The following is a 20,570-nucleotide window of genomic DNA, read 5'->3' as shown; positions in this document are numbered from 1 at the left end:
CTTAATTTGCCCAAGTGATAACTAACGCTATGCAATTTAGAATTTATACGTTGATTGTTTGTTGGTGTTTTTTCCTGCAAAATGCGGTAGCCCAATCACAATATGTCCCGCTGAATGACGATTACTACCATCTGATAGATCGGTACGAAATTCGCCGTGGACGATTGAATGAAGACTTTCACATTGGGGTAAAACCTTTTCAGCGTTCGGCGGTGGTGAGTTTCTTGGACAGTATCAAGGCCGACCGCACCATGCCACTCAACGATACTGATTTTTTTAACTTAGATTATTTACGCCAAGACAGCTGGGAGTGGTCGTCGGATCAAACGCCCATGAGCAAAAAAACGTTGTGGAAGCGTTTTTACCGCAAACCTTCTGATTTTTACTACGTTCAGAACAAAAACTTCGACCTACACCTTAGCCCTGTCACGCAGCTGATTTTGGGAGGAGAAAATAATTCAAAAGACTACCTCTGGCTCACAGCACGCGGGGTAGAACTCCGAGGTAACATTGGTAAAAAATTGGGGTTTTATAGTTACGTGACTGATACCCAAGGGATGTTTCCTCAATACGTAAGAAATTATACATTAAACGTGCGTGAAATTTATTTGGGGTATCCATTGTATGTTGTGCCAGGTGAAAGCCTAGTAAAAAGTTTGAGGACCAACGGTGTGGATTTTATTTCGGCTCGTGGGTATCTTACTTTTAACCCAATTAAGCAAATCAATATTCAGTTTGGTCATGATCAAAATTTCATAGGAAGTGGATACCGTTCGATGCTTCTTTCCAACTGGAGTGCTCCTTACTTGTTCTTGAAAGTGACTGCGCAACTGGGGCGTTTTCAATACACCAACCTTTGGTGTAATATGTTGTACAATCAACCCAATCGTAAACCAGAAGAGCCTATTGAGAAGAAATATGCGGCTATTCACCACTTGAGTATTAATTTGAGTAAAAACGTTAGCTTAGGGATTTTTGAAGCCGAAATGTACGGTCGAACCAATGGGAAACTAGACGCCAATTACTTCAATCCAATTATTTTTTATCGTTATCTAGAAACCTACTTAGGAAGTTCTGATAATGCCATGTTGGGGGTTGATTTTCGCTGGAATTTTTTGAAGAAGTTTAGTTTTTATAGCCAATTTATGTTGGATGAATTTAAAACTTCGGAATATTTTGGTAAAAAAGGCTCGTGGGGGAAAAAGTTCGGTTTTCAAGCAGGGCTTAAATACGTAGATGCTTTCAAGATTCCGAATTTGGATTTACAAGCGGAATTAAATCTTGCTCGCCCTTACACGTATGCGCACAAATCGGGATACACCAATTATGTCCATTATGACGTGCCCTTGGCGCACCCACTTGGAGCAAATTTTTGGGAAGTCGTAGGACTTGCTCGCTATCAGCCAAGTCGTAGGTTAACCCTTTATGGAACGTTTCTGCGCTCGCGCAAAGGAATTGACATTGATGGTCGAAACTGGGGAGGGAGTGTTTATCGAAGCTATCAAGATGGTCGCCCAGGTGATACTAATAATTTTTTGACGCAAGGCACGCCCGTCGATGTATCATTTACAGACTTAAGAGCGTCGTATATGCTCAAACACAATTTCTTTATTGATGGACGGCTCTTGTTTCGTAATCAAGTAAGCCCAGCGGCTTCGGTAAACCTCAAAACCAACTTAGCCACCTTTGGTTTTCGATTAAATTTACCCTACCGCCAACAGGTGTTCTAATTTACAGGCGAACTTTTTTTGTAAAAACACGCTTGCTTTAACAATCCACTATTAAAAATACCGATGTCCATTCTCCGTAAACATATCGTTTTTCGAATCGTTTGGGTGTTTATGGCATTGCACATTCTTAACTGTAGTATTGACTCTCCTGACGCCCAGCCTGATTATGTTCCCGAAAACCTCAGCTACAACGACATCGAAAGTGTGGCCGAGTTGATTATCGAGCAAATCATGGGATTCGACAACATCATTCCTGAACAAGACGAACACGATACCGAAGACGGTGGGAGTATCTCCATCGCCAAAATCCTTTTTTACTGTCAGCCCTTCAGTATTTTTTCACTGACTACGACCGAAGCCGTACTGCCTTCGGCCGAGCGCCCAATTCACTACCGCGATACCTACGCGTCCCAGTTTCACGCCGAAATTGTTCCCCCCCCACCCAAAGAAATGGCTTCATAAGGCTTTTGGCCTAAAACCAGTCATTCGACTGCGTTAGCTCATTTTCTTAATTTTTAATAACACAAAAGCATAGCTCCAAAAGCTACGCTTGGTTGTACTTTTTATCCAACTATTATGAAACCATTCGTAGTGTTGGCGGGTATTTCTGCCTGCCTAATAATGCTTTGGTCGTGCGCCAAAGAGACAAAAATCGCACAAGCTACCCAAGAAATATTGCCTGTTACTCAACCCATTATCATTGACACGACTTACACCCAAGAGTACGTAGCCTCCATTGCGTCGCTCCAAAATGTGGAAGTAAGAAGCAAAATCGGCGGGTACATCGAAGCAGTATTGGTGGACGAAGGCAAACCTGTACGGGCGGGTCAAACGCTATTTCGACTAGGAAGCCAAGCGTACCGCCAAGAACTTAACAAAGCACAAGCGATTCTCAGAAGCTCCCAAGCGGAAGCAAAAACGCTGGTGCTTGAAATCAAAAACACCCGCCTCCTCGTAGAACAAAACGTGGTGTCGAAATCCGAATTGGACATTGTGGAGTCGAAGCTCGAAACCCTCAAAGCCAAAATCGAAGAAACGGAATCGGACGTGGCCAACGCCCAACTCCAACTGTCGCTTACCGAAATCAAAGCTCCCTTTAGCGGCGTCATTGGGCGTATTCCTAACAAAACGGGGAGTTTGGTGGACGAAGGAACGCTGCTTACTACCCTGTCTAACAACCAAGATGTATTTGCCTATTTCAACGTCACCGAAAAAGAATACTTGGATTTTACGGAGCAAAACGAGGTGGGTCAACGTAGGCCAGTGAAGCTACTGTTGGCCAACGGTCAGCCGTATTCTCAAACGGGCGTTATCGAAACCGTTGATAGCCAATTTGATAAAAGTACGGGGACGATTGCTTTTCGTGCCAAATTTCCGAACCCTAAACAGGTGTTAAAAAACGGGGCGAGCGGAAAAGTCCAACTGACCAGCACGCTTAAAAATGCGCTGATTGTACCACAAAAATCGGTGTTTGAAGTGCAAGATAGAAACTGTGTCTATGTGCTTGATGCAGGAAACAAAGTCAGCCTCCGCAACGTACAAATCTTACAGCGATTGCCGCAACTTTATGTGATAGCCTCGGGGCTAGGTACGTCCGATACGATTTTGTACGAGGGCATTCAGCGAGTGGTCGATGGCGATTCTGTCTCGCCGAAGTTGATGCCAATGCGTCAGGTAATGGCAGGTATGGGACAGAAATAGCGCACAATTCAAACTGAAAAAATCCATGTTTAATCAATTCATACATCGACCCGTACTGTCGGTAGTCATCGCCATGATTATCACACTACTGGGTTTATTGATGCTCACCCGACTGCCCATGACGCAGTTCCCGAGCATTGCTCCCCCCGAAGTAAACGTAACTGTCGAATATACGGGAGCCAACGCTGAAACAGTCACAAAAGCCGCCCTTGTCCCGATTGAACGGGCTATCAATGGCGTACCAGGAATGAAATACATGTCATCGGATGCAGGAAACGATGGGGTGGGCGTAGTACAAGTCATTTTTGAAGTAGGCACTGACCCCGACGTGGCGGCAGTCAACGTCCAAAACCGCGTAGCTGCCGTTATGGGGGAACTTCCTGCGGAGGTGATTCGGAACGGGGTAAAAATAGCCAAAGAGGAAAATGCCATGTTGATGTACCTCAACATCTACAGCCGAGATAGTACGATGGAGGAAAAATTCCTCTACAATTTTGCGGACATCAACGTCTTGGCCGAACTCAAGCGGGTAAAAGGCGTAGGGTACGCCGACATTTTGGGAGCGCGCGAGTACGCCATGCGTATTTGGCTCAAACCCGACAAAATGCTCAATTATGCCATTTCTACGGAAGACGTACTAGAGGCATTGGAAGAACAAAACGTGGAAGCTGCTCCAGGAAAAGTGGGGGAGAGCAACGACAAAACTCCGCAGGCGTTGCAGTATGTCATCAAGTACGGCGGAAAGTACAATACACCCGAAAAGTACGAGAACATTCCCATCAAGTCCAATGCTGATGGGCAGATTTTGCGCATCAAAGACGTCGCTGATGTGGAGTTTGGAACGACGTATTTTGACGTAGAAGCCAAAATCAACGGTCGCCCCACGGCGGCTATCATGCTCAAACAGCTTCCAGGCTCGAATGCCAGTGAGGTGATTGCCCAAGTAAAAGAACGAATGGCGACCATCAAAGAACGGGTTTTCTTGAAAGGAATGGAGTACGAACTTAGCTACGATGTGTCTCGCTTTTTGGATGCGTCTGTTCATGAAGTAGTCAAAACCCTGATTGAAGCCTTTATTTTGGTGGCGTTGGTGGTGTTTTTGTTTTTGCAAGACGTTCGCTCTACGCTCATTCCTACCGTTACGGTGCCTGTGTCGTTGGTTGGGACGTTTTTCTTCATGCAGTTGTTTGGGTTTTCGCTCAACCTCATCACGCTGTTTGCGCTGGTGTTGGCCATCGGAATTGTGATTGACGACGCCATCGTGGTCGTTGAGGCAGTTCATGCAAAGCTAGAAACGGGAAAATATTCTCCCCGAAAAGCCACCGAAAAAGCCATGAAAGAAATCAGTGGGGCTATTATTGCGATTACGTTGGTTATGTCGGCAGTGTTTGTACCCACTTCGTTTATGACGGGCCCCGTGGGGATTTTCTACAAACAATTTTCTCTAACGATGGCCATCGCGATTGTGCTCTCAGGAGTTAGTGCCTTGACGCTGACGCCTGCGTTGTGTGGCTTGTTTTTGAAAAATACCCACGCCGAACATCGTAGTCATGGACTCTTAGCTCGTTTTTTTGCGGGGTTCAACCGTTGGTACGAAGGGCTTTCAGGGCGATACCAACGCTTGCTTTCAGTCATCGTCAACCGCCGAGTGGTGACGTTGGGAATGCTACTGGCATTTTGCGCTGGGACGGGTATTTTGGGGAAATTAATTCCGTCAGGTTTTATCCCCAACGAAGACCAAGGTACTTTTTACGTGAGCATTACCACGCCGTCGGGTTCAACCCTCGAACGTACCAAGGCCGTAGTCGATGAAGTGCAGCGAGCCTGTCAAAGTCTCGAATCGGTCGAGTCTATTTCTACGTTGGCGGGTACCAATATCCTTTCGGACGGGACAGGAGCTACCTACGGTACGTGCTTAATTAATCTTAAAGATTGGGAAAATCGAAAAGAAACGGTGGATGAAGTCATCGAACAAGTCACCGAGCGAACCAAACACATCAAAGATGCCCGCCTTGAGTACTTTCCGCCGCCCGCCGTCCCAGGTTATGGCAATGCGAGTGGGTTTGAATTACGATTGTTAGACAAAACGGGGAGTGGCGACTTCAAAGCGATGGAAGCGGTGGTTACGCAGTTTATCAAAGACCTCAAAGCTCGCCCCGAAATTGCTTCGGCATTTACCATTTTTGATGCGAGCTTTCCACAGTACCTGTTGCACATTGACGAAGACAAAGCCGCGCAAAAAGAAGTAACCATCAACAAAGCGATGGGCGCATTGCAGACCCTGCTGGGGAGTGAATACGCTACCAACTTCATCAAGTACGGCCAAATGTATAAAGTAATGGTACAGGCATTGCCGCAGTATCGTGCCAAGCCCGAAGACATCCTAAACCTGTACGTGAAGAATAACAAAGGAGAAATGGTGCCTTTGTCGGCCTTTGTGCGTATCGAACGGGTATATGGGGTGGATCAAGTAACCCGCTATAACATGTACCCTTCGGCGGAGCTGAATGGCGAACCCGCCGAGGGATACAGTAGTGGCAGCGCCATTGAAGCCGTGCAGGCAACGGCGCGCGAAAAACTCCCAACGGGTTATGACATTGACTGGGCAGGTATTAGCCGCGACGAAGTAGAAACGGGTAACCAAGCCGTTTACATCTTCGCCATTTGTTTGTTGTTCGTGTATTTGTTGTTGTCGGCTCAGTACGAAAGCTTCTTATTGCCGCTACCTGTCGTGTTTTCGCTCCCAACGGGGATTTTTGGAACGTTCTTATTTCTGCACTTTTTGGGGTTAGAAAACAATATTTACGCCCAAATCGCAATGGTGATGCTCATTGGGTTGTTGGGAAAAAATGCCATTCTGATTGTGGAATTTGCCACGCTTCGCCACCGTGAAGGAGCGACCGTGGTTGAGGCTGCGATTGAGAGCGCCAAAGTCCGCCTTCGACCCATTTTGATGACATCCTTTGCGTTTATTGCGGGATTGCTACCACTGATGTTTGCGACGGGGGCAGGAGCCATTGGCAACCGCACCATTGGTACGGCAGCCGCAGGAGGAATGTTGTTTGGGACTGTTTTTGGCGTGATTGTCATCCCTGGACTGTACGTCATTTTTGGCACATTGGCCGAAAAATTAAAAAAGAACTCCAAAAAAGAAGAAAAACCACTTACCGAAGAGCGCCTAAAAAAATGGATATAAAACCAATAAAACTGCTAATCATCTTGCTGTTGGGAGGAGTTATTGCGGGATGTAAAGTGCCACCCATTGCCACCCAACGCGAATTTGAACCACTTCCTGCGACGTTTGAAAATAGAGCAGATACCGCAAACAGCGCCCAGATTCAGTGGAGAGACTATTTTCAAGACAGTACCTTGACGGCGCTGATTGAAACAGCTTTGGTCAATAATTTTGATGCCCTGACGGCCATTCAACGGATTGAGATGGCGCGTTCCAACGTGAGAGCAACGGAAGGACTGCTGAAACCAACGGTTTGGGGAGGAGGAACAACGGCGCTGCGCCGATTTGGCCTTTATACCATGGACGGAGCAGGAAATGCCACCACCGACATTGTGGAGGGGAAAGTTGTTCCGACCCACCTTCCTGATTTTTTTGTGGGCTTGACGGCTTCGTGGGAAGTTGATATTTGGAAAAAACTTCGTACGCAGCGAGAAGCGGCTTTGGCGCGTTATTTGGCCAGTGTCGAAGCGAAAAATTGGATTACGACCAATTTGGTAGCGGGCGTTGCCAATGCCTATTATGGTTTGTTGGCACTTGACAACGAGCGAGAAATTGTTCGGCAAACCATTGGTTTACAGGAAGAAGCCCTCAAAATTGTAAAAGTGCAAAAACAAGCAGGAGCGGCCAACGAACTGGCTGTAGAACAGTTTGAAGCCCAACTTCTGAATAGCCAACACGCTGAAGTGGCTATTATGCAAGCAATTACTGAGACCGAAAATGTTATTCATGGGCTTCTAGGACGGTTTCCACAGCCAATTGTTCGGGATAAAAACCAACTCTCGCGAGCAATTGCCGCGCAGATTCAAACGGGGATGCCGTCAGACTTACTCAAAAACCGTCCCGATATTCGAGCGGCCGAATTGGAACTTATAGCAACCAAAGCCGACTTGGTGGCAGCAAGAGCGGCCTTCTTTCCGTCGTTTAGTTTGACGGGAATGTTGGGATTACAGGCATTTAATCCGAAATTTTTGGTGAGTACGCCTCAGTCGTTGGCTTATTCGGTCGTAGGAAATTTGGCAGGCCCGCTTATCAATCGTTCGGCCATTATAGCACAGTTCAATGGGGCGCAAGCCGTGCAAATTGAAGCGTTGTATAATTACCAAAAGACGATTTTAGATGGGTATATCGAAGTCAACAACCAACTGGCCAATCTACGAAACTTGGCCCAGATGTTTGACCTCAAAAATCGGGAAGCGCTGTTGCTAACTCGCTCAATAGAAACGTCTAGTAAACTGTATCGCACGGGGAGGGCGTCTTATTTAGAAGTACTTTTTGCCCAACAAAATGCGCTGCAGGCGAAGTTGACGCTTATCAATACCCAAAAACAGCAACAACAAACGACGGTTAATCTGTACCGTGCCTTGGGTGGGGGCTGGAAATAAATTCGCTCACAAAAAAGCAAGGCTGAAAGCCTTGCTTTTTTTGTAAATCGTACATAAGTTTTAGTCAACAGTTTGGAGCGCTAGGGCTGTTTTTTTATCAGCAGTGACAACTTCATAGGCGATGAATACCTCGCCATTATGGGCCAAACTACTAGCGTTTTGACCATTGATAGAGTTTTTAACGGACTGAATATCAAATAGTTTTCCATTAATAACTTTGCTGTAAAATACGCTAGTTGTGCCAGCTTCTGACGTTTGTTCCCACACCCAAACGGCAGTTTTCGCATCGGCGGCAATCGAAGCATTTTTAGCACTGGCATCCAATACTCTCAATAAATTACCCGATGAGTTGGTCAAACGAATGCCCGATTGTCCGTTGCGTGTTCCCGAAAACCAAGTGATGTATTGTTCGGTTTTTGTAGCGGCTGAAGTTGCACCTGAGTGCGGGCAACCTTTGATTTCCCACTTATCGTTGTACAAAATTTTGGGCGCAGAAAACGTCATACCATTGTCTTTTGACACGATATGCGCCATGTCACGTACGTCGTTGTTGTTGTCGCGGTAAACCATGTGTAAAGCCCCCGACTCATCCACAACCATGCTAATATTGCAGCAATCACAAACCACGGGGTCGATTAGTCTTTCTGCTTGAAAAACACCATTTTTTGATACCGCCAAGCGCAAATCACGTTCTTCGTGCTTGGTACTTCCTTTTACGTCTTTCAAATAAGCCACTGCAATTTCATCATTAGGCAACACAACCGCATCGAAAAAGCCACGGATGAGTTTGCTGGTATCGGCATCAACCGACGTTGGGGACGTCCACGAACTTCCGCCGTCTTTAGAAACCGAAAACCTGATTTCTGAGCTACGTTTTGGTCTTGCTTGCGGGGCTTGTTGCGGGGCGGCCTGCGCACCGTGATTGCCATGGTCATGACTGGCGGCTGCGGGGCGCTGTTCTCTTGGTGGAGTTGCGCCACCTGCTCGGTAAGAAAACACTGCTACGATGTCGCCATTTTTTTTAAATAACAATTTGGGACGCATCAAACGACCATTTCCTAAGCCTGCATCGGCAAAGACTAATTTCTTTTCCCCAAACGTTTTGCCATCTTTTGAGGTAGAAAAGTACAACGAAACGGTGTTTTGAGGGTCTTTTTCTGTCCAGTATAACACAACCTCTCCCTTGTTGTTTTTGGCCAAAGTGGGTAAGGTGTAAGACTTGGTTGGATCCAAGGGGATGGGGGCGTTATCGGCTGGGTTCGTTTTCCAAAAAAGACTTACGAACATCAACGAAATTGGAATTAGTAATTTTAGCATGGTGTATTTAGACTAATTTTAAATTGTGTGCAAATAAAGCGCATACCAATTGAAAAGGCAAATGCTTTCGGCATTTATCTCACCTCAGCACTTCAAGCCAAGGACAAAGAAGCTTTAAAATGTGTTTTTACGAGGCAGTTATATGATTTTGTAAAGAAAAACACCCAAGTCATGGAATATTTTTTGGTTCTTATTTAGAACAAATCTAGTTTTGTTGACTAAATTAGATTAAATCCAAATTAAAATAGAGTTAAATAGCCATTAAAATAACTGCACACGCACAGTTGTACATCATCTATGAAAATACCGTTTCTGTTATTGCTGTTGCTTTTGTTTTCTGTGAGCGTCTTTGCACAAACGGCCACGCTGAAAGGCCGTATTTATACCAAAGAGCAGGGTGGAGTAGCCCACGCCAATGTGAAGTTGATGCAAAGCAATGCGGTGGTTGCGGCCGATGAAAACGGGTATTTTATGCTAAAAAATGTTCCTTATGGGCAGCATGAAGTGATGGTTACCTCGGTTGAAATAGAGCCGATACAACTCAAAGTGACCATTAATAAGCCTCAGATAAATCTACCTATTACGGCCAAACCTAAAAATTTTGAATTGAACGAAGTACGGGTTGTTCAAAAATCAGAGAAAAAAGAAATCGAAACGTTGGGGTTTGCGGTGAATGTCGTTGAAACGAAGGAAGTAGCCCAACGCAATATTCAAACCAACGAGTTGCTAGACCGAACCGTGGGGATACGGGTTCGGCAGAATGGCGGGTTAGGCTCGGCTGTAAATTATAACCTAAACGGTATGTCAGGAAATTCGGTACGGGTGTTCATCGACGGTATCCCGATTTCTACCTATGGAGAGTCTTTTAGCTTAAATAGCATTCCACCTGCCCTGATTGAACGCGTAGAAGTGTATAAAGGGGTGATTCCTGCGCATTTGGCCGATGATGCCTTGGGGGGAGCTATCAACGTTATTCTAAAAAAGGGAGCAATGAATAACCTGTCTGCCTCTGTTTCTTACGGGTCTTTCAATACGTTTCAAACCAACTTCAACGGTACGTACCGCAACGAAAAAACGGGCTTTACGGTCAAAGCTTCCGCTTTTCATAATTACTCAGACAATGACTACGAGGTGTGGGGAAAGTTTGTGCGAAACATCCTGCCCAATGGACGCTACGAATATGTAAGGGCTAGACGGTTCAATGACGCGTATCGTTCTACGGGTGGGCAAATTCAGCTGGGTTTTATGAATGTGAAATGGGCCGACCAATTTTTGATTGGCTACAATGGCTCAGACGATTTCAAAGAAGTACAACACGGTACCTATATGTCCATTCCTTACATGGGGCGCTTCACCGAATCGCAAGCTAATGTGTTGAGCCTAAACTACGTGAAGAAAAACTTCTTGACCCGAGGGCTGGAATTTAACGTCAATGCTATGTATAGCCAACGCGGCCAAGTGGTGGTAGATACCGTGAAATGGAACTACAATTGGTACGGTCAGATCAGCGTCGGATTGAACGGAAACCCCATTATGCGCCCAACGGGTGCCCAGCAAGCCGCCCCGACTATCATGCACATCGACCGAAATGTCAGCACTTTTCGAGCAGGGTTAAACTATGATTTGAGCAAAAACCATCGCTTGGTAGTCAATCATATTTATTACGGCATCGACCGTCGGGAACAAGATTTTATGCGGTCGGAGTTGGAACGAGCGTTTATTGGAACGCGTAATCTCCAAAAAAACATCACTTCGGTTGCTTATGAAGCTAAGTTGCTCGAAAATCGGCTGAAAAGTAACCTTTTTGCCAAGTTTTATGAGCAAAGTATAGACCGCATAGACCCTGTTTTACGCGTGGTAGATGGGCAAAATGTGCGTCAAGAAAACCGTGCAAACAGCAGTAAAAAGCACACAGGTTATGGTTTGGCCATGTCATATACGCTCAATCCGAAATTTATTTTGTTGACATCGGCCGAAAAAGCCGTGCGTTTGCCGTCGGAAAGTGAAGTGTTTGGGAGCCCAGGTGAAAACATTATTGAGAATTTTGGGATTCGTCCAGAGGTAAGCTACAACTACAATTTTGGCCTAAATGCAGGTAATTTTTATGCGGGAAAGCACCGTTACTCTTTTACCGTTTCGGGTTTTATCCGCGATACCCGCGATAAAATTGTGCAGCGCATCAACCCAAGGGTAAATGATGCCCTGCAAACCAATCCTTTTGAAAACTTAGGCAAAAACAAGGCGATTGGTTTTGAAGCCGACCTTCACTATTCTTTTGATAATAACCTGCGGGTGGACGTGAACATGTCGAAGTTTAATTCGGTATTTAACGTTCGTTACGACGCCAACGGCCGAGAGTATGATTATTACAACCGACAGCTTCCCAACGAACCCTACTGGACGACCAACGCCAATGTTCAATACACCATAAAGGATTTGTTCAAAAAGAAATCAGCGCTGAACCTCTATTACGGCTTTCGTTTTGTGGAACGTTTCTACACCACTTGGTTGATTTTGGAAGACTTTCGGACGCCACGCCAGTACATCCAAGATTTGGGTGTGAGCTATGCTTTTCCTCAAAACAAATTTGTCGTGAGTGCCGATGTCAAAAATGTATTTGACCAACAAGCCTACGACAATTTTGCGGTGCAAAAACCAGGACGGGCATTTTATTTGAAACTTAACTATCTGATTAATAATTTCTAACATTTAATTTATCCACAATGAAACGACAGCTAAGAAACGTGTTAGTTTGTACGTCGGTTATCGCGGCATTTACCATTACGAGTTGTGAGAATGCAGGAAGCGGTACGGTCGAACCCGACGAAACCTCCAAAGAACGTTGGATAACCGTGGCGGGGGCGCTCATGGGAACAACCGCAGGCGACGGAAACGGCGGAACAATGGTCTATTCAGTAAGCAAAGCAGATGCTAAAAATCCGAATATATCTATTGGGGTGTATGACAATGGTTTTCCTGTAAAATCAACCAGAACAGCCCGTTTGCAAGCCTCGGAAGATGGCACAACGTTGTTTAACATCGCCTATTCGGGAGATAATGGAGGGGAGTTTGCTCGGTATAAAGTCAATGGTTCAGGAAGTTATACCCAAGAAGATGTGACGGTAAATATTTCTCAGTATGCTACCACCACACCCCGTTGGTCTAAATTGTTTGACGGTGACAAAACGGGAATCGCAGTCAACGTAGCCAGCATTGTAGCCAACAATGCCACTGATAAAACCAAGCCATTTGCCTACTACCGAGGTACTGCCACGGTATTGGCGCTTGACTTACAAAAAGTACTTATCAATGGGTATAAGCAATACGAAATTCCGTTGTCGGCCGAAGAGGAGTTGAAAGGTCATACCATTTTCCGTTTAGATGCGCCAGTACTTAACAAGGCACAAAACAAACTCATCATCGGTACGTGGATGCGTAAGTACAACCCCGCTACGGGTGCTATTGAAAGCACATTTGATCGCTTGGGAAGTAAGTCGGTGGTCGTTGATTACCCTTCTTTGGAAAATCCTAAAGTGATTACTTCGACCGTAAGCAACGGTGACAACAGCGGCTACCGCAGTCCCAATGCGTTTGTGTCGGAAGATGGCAATATTTACCAAGCAACCCAACGTGACAGCAAAGGGTCGCATATTTTGCGGATTAACCAAAACAACGAGTATGACAATTCGTACGTGTTTAGTTTGGATGCTGCATTGGGTGTAAAAGGCTCGTACGTGGATAGTTGGAAGTATGCGGGAAATGGCATTGCGTACGTACTTTATACGCACGAAGGTACTACCCAAGGCTACATCGCTCGGGTGGATTTGACTGCCAAAACTGCAACAAAAGTAAACATAGAATACGATGCTGACCTGAACTTTGGCCAATACCAAGGGATTTTGGTGAGTGGCGATGAGGTTTATGTCGCAGTAACGCCAACGGGTAAAGACGGAAATATCTATATCTTCAATAGCAAAACAGGAGCGGTGACCAAAGGCGCAAAATTGCTAAACAAAGCGGGCAACCACTACATCGGGATTTTTTAGTCTTTTCTTTTGATAATTTTTAAAAAGTCTGTCTTTCAATTATATGAAGGGCAGACTTTTTTCTTTCAAGACGTCGATTTTCATTACCTTTGTCGCCATGTATAAGTGGCTCATTCTTCCGATTCTCTTCCGTTTTGATGCCGAAAAAGTGCATCATTTTATCTGTGGAACCCTCAAGTTTTTCTTTCAAATTCCTGGCGTTCCGTTTATTTCAAGGCAATTATTCAATTTTGAACATCCTTCGCTAGAGCGAGAAGTGTTTGGGTTGAAGTTTAAAAATCCTGTAGGACTGGCGGCGGGTTTTGATAAAAATGCAGAATTGGTGGATGAATTGGCCTGCTTGGGCTTTGGCTTTGTGGAAATCGGGACGGTGACCCCAAAACCGCAAGATGGCAACGATAAACCCCGTTTGTTTCGCCTCAAACCCGACCACGCTATCATCAATCGCATGGGTTTCAACAACCACGGCGCTGCCGCTGCTGCCCAGCGGCTTCGGAAGCGAAAAACGAATATTTTGATTGGAGGAAATATCGGTAAAAATAAACTTACCCCCAACGAAAACGCGCTCGACGATTATTTGAAGAGTTTTGATGCGCTATATGATACCGTTGATTATTTCGTCGTCAACGTGAGTTCGCCCAATACCCCAGGCTTGCGTGATTTGCAAGAAAAAGAACCGTTGATGAAAATCTTGGCGGCACTCAAACAAAGAGCCAACGAACTTGCGCACACCTCATCACTCATCACTCATCACTCATCACTGACGACGAAGCCCATTCTGTTGAAAATCGCGCCTGATTTGACCGATAGCCAGTTGGATGATATTATTGAAATAGTCACCACGACCCAAATAGCGGGTGTGATTGCCACCAACACGACCATTAGCCGCGCCGATTTGAAAACAGACGACGAGTTAGTGAAAAAAATTGGGGCTGGCGGGCTAAGTGGTGCTCCCCTAACGCATCGTTCTACTGAGGTAATTCGTTATCTTTGTGAAAAATCCAATCGGGCTTTTCCTGTCATCGGAGTAGGAGGGATTTCTTCTCCCGAAGACGCAAAAGCAAAATTGGAGGCAGGAGCGAGTCTTGTCCAAATTTATACGGGCTTCATTTACGAAGGTCCCGCCTTGGCAAAGCGCATCTGTCAATCCCTCGTTTAGTGCTTCACATACCCCATTTGTGCGTCAGCACACCTTCATACTGAGTGAGTTGTGTACTGTAAAACGCTTTTGTTCTACGGTCTCAATAACTGTGTCTATTCTTCGTTAGCATTTTTTGATAAAGTAGTAACTCGAAAAGAATTAGTAACGAAACCCTACAACGAGTATCTAATGGCCAAAAACGTTATTCCTCCCAATTCGTCGAAGCAAGATCGCAGGACGACGCCACCCCCGCCTAACCCACCCAGCGGACGAGGCAAACAAATGACAATTCCGTTTAATCCAAGCCCCCGTAGCCGTAAAGTTTGGGGTTGGGTATTGCTATTTTTATCGCTTTATATTTTTGGCGCTTTTATTTGGTACCTATTCACAGGCGCGGCCGACCAGAGTGTGGTCGATTCGGCTTTTACCACCAAAATGCGGGTATCGGTCAAAGAAACAGAAAACATCATGGGCTTTTTTGGGCTCTTGCTTTCACACTTCTTTATTTTTCGCTGGTTTGGAATCGCCGCTTTGGGATTACCGTTTCTCCTATTTTTAATAGGGGTAAAAATCGCGTTTGGACGTGAATTATTGCCTTTGCAGCGCACTACCCAGTTGGTATTGATTTACCTGATGTGGCTTGGGTTGTTTTTTGGCTTCTTCGTGTTTCAGACCGATACGGCTGGTTCGCTTAGTTTTTTGTGCGGTGGCATAGGCTACGAAATCAATGCCTTGCTCAACAAATACATTGGTTTTGGTGGTTTGTTTGTTGTTTTGGGTTTGTTAGGGATTATCATGATTTATTTTCACGGTATTTCTTCTTTTGATGAATTTGCCGAAATGGTTGAAACCCCCATCAAAAAGCGTGTGCAACCCGTGGACCTTGAGGTAGTGTTGGAGGAGAAAGAGGAAGCCGCTGTACCAAAAGAACGCCCTGCCCCTGCAACTCCGCCGAAAGTGGAAACAAAACCAGCAGATGAGCCTGAAGAAAAAGCGCAAACGGTTGATTTTACGGCAAATGGTTCAGCCTCTAAAACGCCCAAAGCAGCCCCTAACTTGACCCTTATTGTCGAAAATGCCGACGAAGTGGTGGCAGCCAAAGAAGATAGTACAGATGATACGCCAATTTCGGGTACGACGACCAAGATTCCAGTAGTGCCTTTTTCCGATGCTGACAAAGCAGCGGATGAATTGGTGGAGTTACACGGGCCGTATGACCCTACCCTCGACTTGGCCAATTATAAATATCCTACGCTTGATTTGCTCCATAACCGTGGCGAAGGACAATCAAAGGTGACGGCAGAGGAATTGGAAGCCAACAAAGACCGCATCGTTGAAACGTTGGCTAATTACGGAATCAGCATCGCAAGTATCAAAGCGACCATCGGGCCGACGGTGACTTTGTACGAAATTATTCCAGAAGCGGGGGTGCGTATTTCTAAAATCAAAAGCCTTGAAGACGATATTGCGCTGAGTTTGGCGGCGTTGGGGATTCGTATCATTGCGCCTATGCCAGGTAAAGGAACGATTGGGATTGAAGTGCCTAACAAAAATCGCGAGATGGTGTCGATTCGGTCGGTGCTGGCGAGTAAGAAATTCCAAGAAAGTACGTTTGATTTGCCAGTAGCTTTGGGGAAAACAATCTCCAACGAGTTTTTTATCACCGATTTGGCCAAAATGCCTCACTTGCTGATGGCAGGGGCAACGGGGCAAGGAAAATCAGTGGGGTTGAACGTGCTTTTGGCCTCGTTGATTTACAAAAAACATCCTGCTTTGCTCAAGTTTGTGCTAGTGGATCCTAAAAAGGTAGAATTGACGCTGTTCAATAAAATCGAACGCCACTTTTTGGCCAAACTCCCCAACAGCGAAGAGGCGATTATTACGGATACCAAAAAGGTGGTTTATACCCTCAACTCGCTTTGTATTGAAATGGATACCCGTTACAATTTGCTGAAAGAAGGGGGTGTGAGAAATATCAAAGAATACAATGCTAAGTTTATCCAGCGACAGTTGAGCCCTGAGCGAGGCCACCGTTTTTTGCCTTATATCGTATTGGTAATTGATGAGTTAGCCGATTTGATGATGACGGCGGGCAAAGAAGTAGAACAACCAATTGCCCGTTTGGCGCAGTTGGCGCGTGCCATCGGTATTCACTTGGTGGTGGCGACGCAGCGCCCATCGGTCAACGTCATTACGGGGTTGATTAAGGCCAACTTTCCCGCTCGCCTTTCGTTTAGGGTTACGTCAAAAATTGACTCACGAACAATTTTGGATACGGGAGGTGCCGAACAGCTCGTCGGGATGGGGGATATGCTGCTTTCAACGGGCTCAGACATGATTCGTCTTCAGTGTGCCTTTGCCGATACCGATGAGATTGATGAGGTATGTGAATTTATTGGTAGCCAACGTGGCTATCCTTCGGCCTATCATTTACCAGAGTTTAGCGGCGATGACGATGAAGGAGGCAAAGAAACGATTGATTTGGCCGACCGCGACCCGATGTTCGATGATGCTGCACGCGTGATTGTCGTAAGCCAACAAGGAAGTACGTCGCTGATTCAACGAAAACTGAAGCTAGGATATAACCGCGCAGGTCGTATCATGGATCAACTCGAAGCCGCAGGAATTGTAGGGCCATTTGAAGGCAGCAAAGCCCGTGAGGTGTTGATAACCGACATCGCCACGCTTGAACAAATGCTCAAAAACATGGGGTAGTGCCTTTTTGTCTCGACGGATGCTAGGCTTCTATCGACCAACAAATATTGAACACTTCGGTACTTGTTGTAACTTTGCTCAATCAAGTTTGGTTATATAGGCGTGTGTTTTAAACGTTTTCGTTGGAAAGCCATCTATATAGCATCTTTAACAAAAACAGATATTAAATGAGAAAAGCCCTAGTTGCAATGGCTCTTTTGGGGAGCCTTTTCGCAAATGCTCAAAATGACAAACGCGCTGCGACCATTTTGGATGCAATGAGCAATAAGTACAAGACGATGACATCGTTCAAAGTTGCGTTTACATACATCAATGAGGGAACGAAAGAAACCCTAAAAGGGGATGCGACCGTGAAGGGAACAAAGTTTCGTTTGAAAATGGCGGGTCAAGAGATTTTCAACGATGGAAAAATCATGACTACCTACATCAAAGAAAGCAACGAAGCAACTGTTAATAACTACGACCCGAAAGAAGCGGGGGACATTGACCCAACGAAGGTATATACGATTTACAAAAAAGGGTACAAATACACCTTCTTGGAAGAAGTAACTGAAGCAGGGAAGGTCTATGAAGTAGTGGAGCTTACGCCTGATAAGAAGGATTCGAAAGTAGCCAAGCTACACATCAAAGTAGATAAAAAAGACAAGTCAGTAAAAAGCTGGAAAATCTTTCAACGCAGCGGACAACGCCTTGGTTTTAAGGTAGATAGTTTTGTTCCTAACGTAAAAGTGGATGACAAGTCGTTTGCCTTTGACGCTTCAAAATACAAAGGAGTAGAGGTGATTGACCTCCGATAAGCAAGAATAAAATTCGTCTTATAGACCTTCCAAGTTTCAAAAACTTGGAAGGTCTTTTTGTTGGCAAGGACTATATAGCGACTAATTCCGAGGAGGTTTTCCACCCGTAAGTAGTCCTTGAATACGTTCTAACGTTTTCTTCTCACCTGTTAATGACAAGAAAGCTTCGCGCTCTAAGTCGAGGAGGTATTGCTCGGTGACGTTTTGAGGATAACTTAAGTCGCCTCCGCAAATGACGTAGGCCAATTTATCGGCGATTTTGGCGTCGTGGTCTGAGATGTAATTCGCCATGCGCATACTTCCAATTCCCGCTTTAAACAAAGCCAAGCCTGTTTTTCCCTGTACTTTGATGTCGGTGCGGTGTTTTGGTTGCGTGTAACCGTTTTCCGCCAAATCTACCGCTGCTTGTTTGGCTTCGGCAATTAAGCGGCTTCGGTTAAGCACAATTTGGTCGCGGTCGGCTTTGATGTAATTCATTTCCACTGCCTCTTGCGCCGAGGTCGAAACCTTCGCTTGTGCGATGTTCATAAAAGCAGTTTGGAGAATATTCAATTCAGGGTCGCCTGTTTGGTACAAGTCTGAGCAACGGAGCGCCATTTCTTTGGTACCACCTCCTGCAGGAATCAATCCTACGCCGAGTTCTACCAATCCCATATACGTTTCGGCGTGAGCCACGACTTTGTCGGAATGTAGGTTTAATTCGCAACCACCTCCGAGCGCCAACGAGTGAGCCGCCGTTACGACAGGAATCGACGAGTAGCGTGCGCGCATCATTGTTTGTTGGAATTGCGCAATCATGAGGTTGATTTCGTCGTATTCTTGCTCAATCGCAAACATAAACAACATGGCCAAGTTGGCTCCTGCTGAGAAAGCTTCGTTAGAGTCATTTCCGACGACCAAGCCACGGAAATCTTTTTCGGCAATGGCATACGCGCGATTAAGCCCTTCGACTACCTCGGCACCGAAGGTGTTCATTTTTGAATGGAATTCTACGCCTGCAATGCCGTCGCCGAGGTCGTAAATCGACGCTCCAGCGTTTTTCCAGATGATATTCTGTGATTTATTTTCAAGAATGATAAACGACTCTTGGCCTGGAATGATTTTGTACGATTTGGAAGGAATGTCGTAGTACAATTTTTTTCCATCCTGAACTTTATAGAACGTTTCATTCCCTGCTTCCAGCATTTCATATACCCACGGGGCAGGATTGAGCTGAAGCGACTCCATGATGCCTACCATGTTTTTAACTCCAATGGCATCCCAAGTTGTAAAAAGTCCCATTTCCCAGCCAAAACCCGCGCAAATGGCTTGGTCGATGCGGTAAAGCTCATCCGAAATTTCGGGAATGCGGTTAGAAGCATAGCGGAAGCCACTGGCAAACGTACGACGGTAAAACTCACCCGCTTTGTCGGTGCCTTTGAGTAAAATGCCAAAACGTTTTTTGAGGTCGTCGATGGCCTTGGTCTTTTCAAGGGTTTCAAACTTCACTTTCACCGATGGCTTGTATTCCAACGTGTTTAAGTCAAGCGCCAAAATGAGCGTTTTTCCTTTTTCGTCTTTTGATTTTTTGTAGAAACCTTGGCCAGTTTTATCGCCCAACCACTTGTTTTCCATCAGCTTTGCCATAATCGGCGGAAGTTCAAAGGCGGCTCTCGACTCGTCGTGTTGCATCTGGACGAGGTTATTACAAACGTTGACGGTCGTATCCAAACCTACCACATCCGACAAACGGAACGTACCTGATTTGGGGCGACCTACCACGGGACCCGTCAATTTATCGACTTCTTCGACCGTGAGGCCCATTTCGGCCGCCACGCGAATCGTTTCTACAAGGGCATGAATCCCGAGACGGTTGGCAATAAAGCCAGGGGTATCTTTACACAGTACGGTAGTTTTGCCCAAATACAAGTCTCCGTAGTGCATCAAGAAATCGAGGATAGACTTGTCGGTTTGGGGGCCTGGAATCACCTCAAACAATTTGAGGTAACGAGGAGGGTTAAAAAAGTGCGTTCCGCAAAAATGCTTCTGAAAATCATCGCTGCGGCCTTCCGACATCAAATGAATCGGAATCCCCGATGTGTTTGACGTAATGAGTGTTCCAGGTTTGCGAAGCGCATCTACTTTTTCAAACAACGACCGCTTTATGTCCAAACGTTCCACAATCGCTTCCAATACCCAGTCGTAGTTTTTGATTTCGGCGAGGTTATCGTCAAAATTACCAAGTTTGACCCGACTCGCAAATTTGGCACTGTACAAGGCCGCAGGGCTTGCTTTGAGAGTATTTTGGAACGCGTCGTTCACAATACGGTTACGAACCGCAGGGTGTTCGAGCGTCAAACCTTTGGCTTGCTCGGCCGCGTTGAGTTCTTTGGGAACAATGTCTAACAACAATACTTCTACGCCGATGTTGGCAAAGTGGCACGCAATACGCGACCCCATGATGCCTGAGCCTAACACGGCTACTTTCTTAATGCTACGGTTCATTGTATCTAAATCAGTATGTGTT

General features: G+C 45.7%; 12 protein-coding genes. 10 read left to right on the top strand and 2 right to left on the bottom strand.

From position 1 onward, the window contains the following. Nucleotides 1-29 precede the first annotated feature (29 nt). From K339_RS0107445 to K339_RS37685, 5 genes are all read left to right on the top strand, one after another. Nucleotides 30-1,730, top strand: coding sequence for a hypothetical protein (locus K339_RS0107445; RefSeq protein ID WP_037299549.1), 1,701 nt, complete (start codon nt 30-32; stop codon nt 1,728-1,730). 63 nt (nt 1,731-1,793) lie between these two features. Next, the gene (locus K339_RS32860; protein WP_037299547.1) at nt 1,794-2,192 is read left to right on the top strand and encodes a hypothetical protein; all 399 of its coding nucleotides are present in this window, start codon (nt 1,794-1,796) and stop codon (nt 2,190-2,192) included. Between the two features lie 114 nt (nt 2,193-2,306). After that, nucleotides 2,307-3,431 carry an efflux RND transporter periplasmic adaptor subunit gene (locus K339_RS0107435; RefSeq protein WP_037299544.1) on the top strand — a complete coding sequence of 375 codons (1,125 nt, stop codon included), beginning with the start codon at nt 2,307-2,309 and terminating at the stop codon, nt 3,429-3,431. A gap of 25 nt (nt 3,432-3,456) precedes the next feature. Then, complete coding sequence (locus K339_RS0107430) at nt 3,457-6,627, top strand: efflux RND transporter permease subunit (RefSeq protein ID WP_028523048.1); 3,171 nt, start codon at nt 3,457-3,459, stop codon at nt 6,625-6,627. After that, nucleotides 6,618-8,048 carry an efflux transporter outer membrane subunit gene (locus tag K339_RS37685; protein ID WP_037299542.1) on the top strand — a complete coding sequence of 477 codons (1,431 nt, stop codon included), beginning with the start codon at nt 6,618-6,620 and terminating at the stop codon, nt 8,046-8,048. Before K339_RS0107430 ends, K339_RS37685 begins: the two co-directional genes overlap by 10 nt. A gap of 60 nt (nt 8,049-8,108) precedes the next feature. Here K339_RS37685 and K339_RS0107420 read toward each other — a convergent pair whose 3' ends face one another. Beyond that, nucleotides 8,109-9,365 carry a sialidase family protein gene (locus K339_RS0107420; protein ID WP_028523046.1) on the bottom strand — a complete coding sequence of 419 codons (1,257 nt, stop codon included), beginning with the start codon at nt 9,363-9,365 and terminating at the stop codon, nt 8,109-8,111. 297 nt (nt 9,366-9,662) lie between these two features. Between K339_RS0107420 and K339_RS0107410 the strand changes: the two genes are divergently transcribed. The 5 genes from K339_RS0107410 (at nt 9,663) to lolA1 (ending at nt 18,064) form a co-directional block, all read left to right on the top strand. Further along, nucleotides 9,663-12,071 (top strand): TonB-dependent receptor, encoded by a 2,409-nt coding sequence (locus tag K339_RS0107410; RefSeq protein WP_028523045.1) that lies wholly within the window; start codon nt 9,663-9,665, stop codon nt 12,069-12,071. A 17-nt stretch (nt 12,072-12,088) separates the two neighbouring features. Further along, nucleotides 12,089-13,411: a DUF4374 domain-containing protein gene (locus tag K339_RS0107405; RefSeq protein ID WP_028523044.1), complete on the top strand. Its 1,323-nt coding sequence runs from the start codon at nt 12,089-12,091 to the stop codon at nt 13,409-13,411. Nucleotides 13,412-13,508: 97 nt separating this feature from the next. Further along, a complete protein-coding gene (locus tag K339_RS0107400) occupies nt 13,509-14,570 on the top strand; it encodes a quinone-dependent dihydroorotate dehydrogenase (RefSeq protein WP_028523043.1) in 1,062 nt (353 codons plus the stop codon). A gap of 171 nt (nt 14,571-14,741) precedes the next feature. Beyond that, nucleotides 14,742-17,267, top strand: coding sequence for a DNA translocase FtsK (locus K339_RS0107395; protein ID WP_028523042.1), 2,526 nt, complete (start codon nt 14,742-14,744; stop codon nt 17,265-17,267). 167 nt (nt 17,268-17,434) lie between these two features. Next, nucleotides 17,435-18,064 carry an outer membrane lipoprotein periplasmic chaperone LolA1 gene (lolA1, locus tag K339_RS0107390; protein WP_028523041.1) on the top strand — a complete coding sequence of 210 codons (630 nt, stop codon included), beginning with the start codon at nt 17,435-17,437 and terminating at the stop codon, nt 18,062-18,064. A gap of 81 nt (nt 18,065-18,145) precedes the next feature. On the opposite strand, the gene K339_RS0107385 is transcribed toward lolA1, so the two are convergent. Beyond that, the gene (locus K339_RS0107385) at nt 18,146-20,548 is read right to left on the bottom strand and encodes a 3-hydroxyacyl-CoA dehydrogenase/enoyl-CoA hydratase family protein (protein WP_028523040.1); all 2,403 of its coding nucleotides are present in this window, start codon (nt 20,546-20,548) and stop codon (nt 18,146-18,148) included. Nucleotides 20,549-20,570: the final 22 nt, after the last annotated feature.

This window comes from Runella limosa DSM 17973, from assembly GCF_000482465.1.
GTDB classification, from domain to species: Bacteria; Bacteroidota; Bacteroidia; order Cytophagales; family Spirosomataceae; genus Runella; species Runella limosa.
This window is presented reverse-complemented; position numbering and strand designations above follow the sequence as displayed.